Source organism: Nocardiopsis sp. TNDT3 (genome assembly GCF_003427465.1).
Taxonomy (GTDB): Bacteria; Actinomycetota; Actinomycetes; order Streptosporangiales; family Streptosporangiaceae; genus Nocardiopsis; species Nocardiopsis dassonvillei.
Window position 1 is genome coordinate 1 of sequence record NZ_QPFC01000575.1, and the last position, 3,759, is coordinate 3,759.

7 protein-coding genes and 1 CRISPR repeat array are annotated in these 3,759 nt (G+C 68.9%); of the genes, 3 read left to right on the forward strand and 4 right to left on the reverse strand.

The window, feature by feature from the left end:
• Positions 1-13: 13 nt before the first annotated feature.
• From DQW06_RS14720 to DQW06_RS29545, 4 genes are read right to left on the reverse strand one after another with little or no spacing between them, the layout of a single operon-like run.
• Entirely contained in the window at positions 14-289 is a 276-nt protein-coding gene (locus DQW06_RS14720; RefSeq protein ID WP_117198677.1) for a hypothetical protein, read from the reverse strand.
• The gene (locus tag DQW06_RS14725; RefSeq protein ID WP_232238560.1) at positions 286-534 is read right to left on the reverse strand and encodes a hypothetical protein; all 249 of its coding nucleotides are present in this window, start codon (positions 532-534) and stop codon (positions 286-288) included. Before DQW06_RS14725 ends, DQW06_RS14720 begins: the two co-directional genes overlap by 4 nt.
• Complete coding sequence (locus DQW06_RS29245; RefSeq protein ID WP_198662450.1) at positions 534-689, reverse strand: hypothetical protein; 156 nt, start codon at positions 687-689, stop codon at positions 534-536. The genes DQW06_RS14725 and DQW06_RS29245 overlap by 1 nt, the downstream gene beginning before the upstream one ends.
• Positions 686-1,117, reverse strand: coding sequence for a hypothetical protein (locus DQW06_RS29545; protein ID WP_232833026.1), 432 nt, complete (start codon positions 1,115-1,117; stop codon positions 686-688). Before DQW06_RS29545 ends, DQW06_RS29245 begins: the two co-directional genes overlap by 4 nt.
• Before the next feature lie 182 nt (positions 1,118-1,299).
• On the opposite strand from DQW06_RS29545, the gene DQW06_RS14735 reads away from it, so the two are divergent.
• From DQW06_RS14735 to DQW06_RS14745, 3 genes are all read left to right on the forward strand, one after another.
• The gene (locus DQW06_RS14735) at positions 1,300-2,136 is read left to right on the forward strand and encodes a helix-turn-helix transcriptional regulator (RefSeq protein ID WP_117198684.1); all 837 of its coding nucleotides are present in this window, start codon (positions 1,300-1,302) and stop codon (positions 2,134-2,136) included.
• Positions 2,137-2,142: 6 nt separating this feature from the next.
• Positions 2,143-2,334, forward strand: coding sequence for a DUF397 domain-containing protein (locus DQW06_RS14740; protein WP_013155675.1), 192 nt, complete (start codon positions 2,143-2,145; stop codon positions 2,332-2,334).
• A gap of 68 nt (positions 2,335-2,402) precedes the next feature.
• Positions 2,403-2,855: direct repeats of the CRISPR family, unit length 26 nt; unit sequence GGGACCATCCCCGCGTGCGCGGGGAG.
• A 258-nt stretch (positions 2,856-3,113) separates the two neighbouring features.
• Positions 3,114-3,677 (forward strand): DNA-3-methyladenine glycosylase I, encoded by a 564-nt coding sequence (locus DQW06_RS14745; RefSeq protein ID WP_117198682.1) that lies wholly within the window; start codon positions 3,114-3,116, stop codon positions 3,675-3,677.
• Positions 3,678-3,759 lie beyond the last annotated feature (82 nt).

The following is a 3,759-nucleotide window of genomic DNA, read 5'->3' on the forward strand; positions in this document are numbered from 1 at the left end:
GCGCGCGACCGGTTCAGGGAGTGCGCTGCCGGGGGATGACCGGCGGCTTCTCCAGCGGTGACCTCCACACGACCGGGTGGAGGCGGTGGTGCTCCCAGGGGGTGCGGCACATGCGAACCTGTGTGCCCTGCTGGGCTCCGTAGACCTCCTCGTGCTGCCAGGTCGAGCCCAGGTAGCGGACCCTTACCCCGTGGGCGCGCGCCCAGGCGTGCAGGGCCTCCCTGCTCTCGACCTCGCGCACCTCGAACACGGTCCTCGGTTCGCGGCGCGGCTCGGGTACGGCGGTCATGGCTCACGTCCCGGCCGTTGACCGGACTCGCTCAACTCGCGGGCGGCCTGCTGAGCCAGGCGGGCGAGCTTCTCCAGGGCGGCGACCCGCGCGGCGCGGCCGTGCGCGCTCCAGCCCGGGGAGAGGTCGACGTGGCAGGCGGCCACGGCCAGGGAGGCGAGGGAGCCGGACCCGTTGGCCTCGCGGCACAGGCGGACGTCGTCGCACGTCAGGTCCGTGACGGTGACGGCGGTGGTCGCGGACATCATCGCTTCGCCTCCCGGAGCACCTGGTGTGCGGCGGTGAGCACGATCGGAAGAGCACCCGTGGCGACGCTGACCCATGCCGTGGGCAGGACGGTGAGGAAGGGGCGGACGCGGTTGCTGCGGCTGCGGCGCGACCGGAAGGCGAGGGAGTTCACGCCCGCACCCCCTCGAAGGTTCGGGCGGCCTGGATGGCTTGGGTTGTCTGGGCGGTCTGGGCGGTGTGCCACTGGCGGACCACGGCGGCGAGGTCGGTGAGGTCACCCGGTGAGAGCGGTGACGGCGCGGCCGGGGCGATGACGTGCAGGAGGTCGCCGCCGAGGTGGTCGGGGGCGGATCGCGTGTGTGCTCGCTTCCGTTCCCATGCCCGGTAGTAGGGCGGGATGAGGTCGCGCTCCACAGGGGGTTCGACGGGCTCCGGAGGAGGGGGCGGCGGGTCCTGCCACTCCCAGCGGCAGCGCACGGGCGTGCGGCGGCGCGGGGCTTGGATTCGAGCGGGAGCCAGTGCGGACCGCGCGTGGCGGCCCCGGACAGGCGGGGCTATCGCCCGCCACAGCATCACGAAGAACTGGATCAGGTATCGCACGAGGCGACTCCTCTCGGTTGCCGGGTGGGAAGCCCGGCAAGGACTGAGTAACCTCATGATGCAACTAGGATTCCAACTTTTCAAGGATGGGATTCCTAGTTGTACACTTACGCCCGATATCCAGTTACAGGATTCCTAAAATGTCCCTCTCTGACCGACGACGATCTACGATCAGGGGCATCATGGCCACCAGGTACTCGCCAACCATCAGACGACGTCGCCTGTCCGCTGAGCTGCGACGCATCCGCCAAGCCGCGCGCATGACCAGTGAGGAAGTCGCGAAGGCCGCCGAGCTGTCCAAGTCGACGTACTCCAACATCGAGTCCGGCCTCAAGCAGCGCCCGAAGCTCCCGGAAATCCGAGCCATCCTGAACGCTTGCGGACTGCCGCCCGGCCGCGAGTACGAGGAGATCCTCGACCTGTGCCGCCAGTCCCTCGAACGCGGCTGGTGGAACCGGTACCGAGACGTCCTGGCCGCGAGATACGTGGGCTTCGAGACCGAGGCCAACGCGATCTCCACGTGGGAACCTGTGGTCCTGCCCGGCCTGCTCCAGGTGCCGGGATACATGGAGGTCATCGCCCAGGCCGCGCTGTTGCGGCCGGAGGACATCCACCGCATCGTTGACGCGCGGATGACCCGACAGCGCATCCTGGACGACGAGGACGCACCAGAACTGTGGGCCATCTTTGACGAGACCGCGCTTCTGAGGCTGGAGCAGCACCCGATGGTGCGTCAGGAGCAGGTCCGGCACCTGCTGGACATGGCCGAGCGCCCGAATCTGACCCTCCAGATGACACGCGCGTCCCAGCTCAACGCGGGAAGCGGAGGTCCCTTCGTCATCTTGGAGTTCCCCGAATCGGTCGACCCCACGGTGGTCTATTTGGAAACGGACACCGATGGAATCTACTTGGAGGAGCCCGACGAGGTCGCCCGCTACAGAAACCTGATGAACCACCTACGCCTGGCCGCTCTCCGTCCCGGCGAGACGATCGACCACCTTCGACAGATGATCGAGTAGAAGACCATGACCTCAGTTCCCACCCTGTTGAACTTCCGTAAGTCGAGCTACAGCCAGCCCAGCGGCGGCAACTGCGTCGAGGTCGCGGACACCGGCACCGGTGCCGCCGTCCGTGACACGCAGAACCGTCACCTCGGTCACCTGGAGGCGCCCTCAGCCGAGTGGGCAGCGTTCCTCACCAGCGTTCGTTCCCGGTAACACGCGTAAAGGGGCCGCCAGCGTTCTCCGCTGGCGGCCCCTTCTCAGTTCCTGCAAAACCTGCTCACTGGACCATCCCCGCGTGCGCGGGGAGCAGGGTCATCGAACCAATCTCGTTGTCGGTCAGCGGGGACCATCCCCGCGTGCGCGGGGAGCACTCCTTGTCCTCTACCTGGATGCGCCCAGCGCTGGGACCATCCCCGCGTGCGCGGGGAGCACGCCGTCACCAGGTTGCCCACGGTCGCGCCGAGGGGACCATCCCCGCGTGCGCGGGGAGAACCTGTCCGCGCTGCGCGAGCAGGCGCAGGAGGCGGGACCATCCCCGCGTGCGCGGGGAGAACCCGCCCACCGGCGGCTCCCAGCCGTGGGGCGCGGGACCATCCCCGCGTGCGCGGGGAGAACCATGATGTCGGAGTTTCGGTTAACGGCGCCCGGGGACCATCCCCGCGTGCGCGGGGAGAACTTCGACGCGGCCGACCTGCTCACACGGGAGGGGGGACCATCCCCGCGTGCGCGGGGAGAACAGTCACTGACCTGGGAAATTACCAGCGACAAGCAGCCGAATTTCCAACTTCCCGAGAAACAGACATTTCACCCACAGAGCCAAGTCCGAACCATCCCATGGTTTCACACACAGGACCGGCGCACTCGCCCTACTGATCAGGACCGCGACCAACGAGACACCTGCGCAACGCACCCCGACCGGAGGTCGCGTCCGGACTGTCTCCGACCTGCGGCACCATGGAGGCGACCACCGCCGCCGGCCCCGAGGAGCTGCCATGTCCGACCAGCGCTGTGCCTGGGCACGGGGGTCCTCCGAGCTGATGGTGGCCTACCACGACCAGGAGTGGGGCAGGCCCTCCCGCGACGACGCGCACCTGTTCGAGATGCTCGTCCTGGAGGGCGCGCAGGCCGGGTTGTCCTGGTCCACCGTGCTCAACAAGCGGGAGAACTACCGGCGGGCCCTGGAGGGCTTCGACCGGGAGCGGATCGCGGAGTACGGCCAGGAGGACACCGACCGGCTCCTCCAGGACGCCGGGATCATCCGCAACCGGCTCAAGGTGGCCTCGCTCCCCCGCAACGCCCGGGCCTTCGGGGACGTGCGCGAGGAGTACGGCACCTTCACGGCCTACCTGTGGGGCTGGGTGGACGGAACGCCCGTGGTCAACCGCTTCACCGAACCCTCCGAGGTCCCGGTGAGCACCCCGCTGTCGGACCGGGTCAGCAGGGACCTGAGGAAGCGCGGCTTCACCTTCGTGGGCACCACCATCGTCTACTCCTACCTCCAGGCCGTGGGCGTGGTCGACGACCACCTGGTCGCCTGCCCGGCCAAGCCCGCCTGACCGCCGCCGACCGCTCCGACCGCGGCCCGACCATGGCCCGGCCGCGGCTCGGCGTCGGCTCGGTGACGAGGCAGCGGCGGGG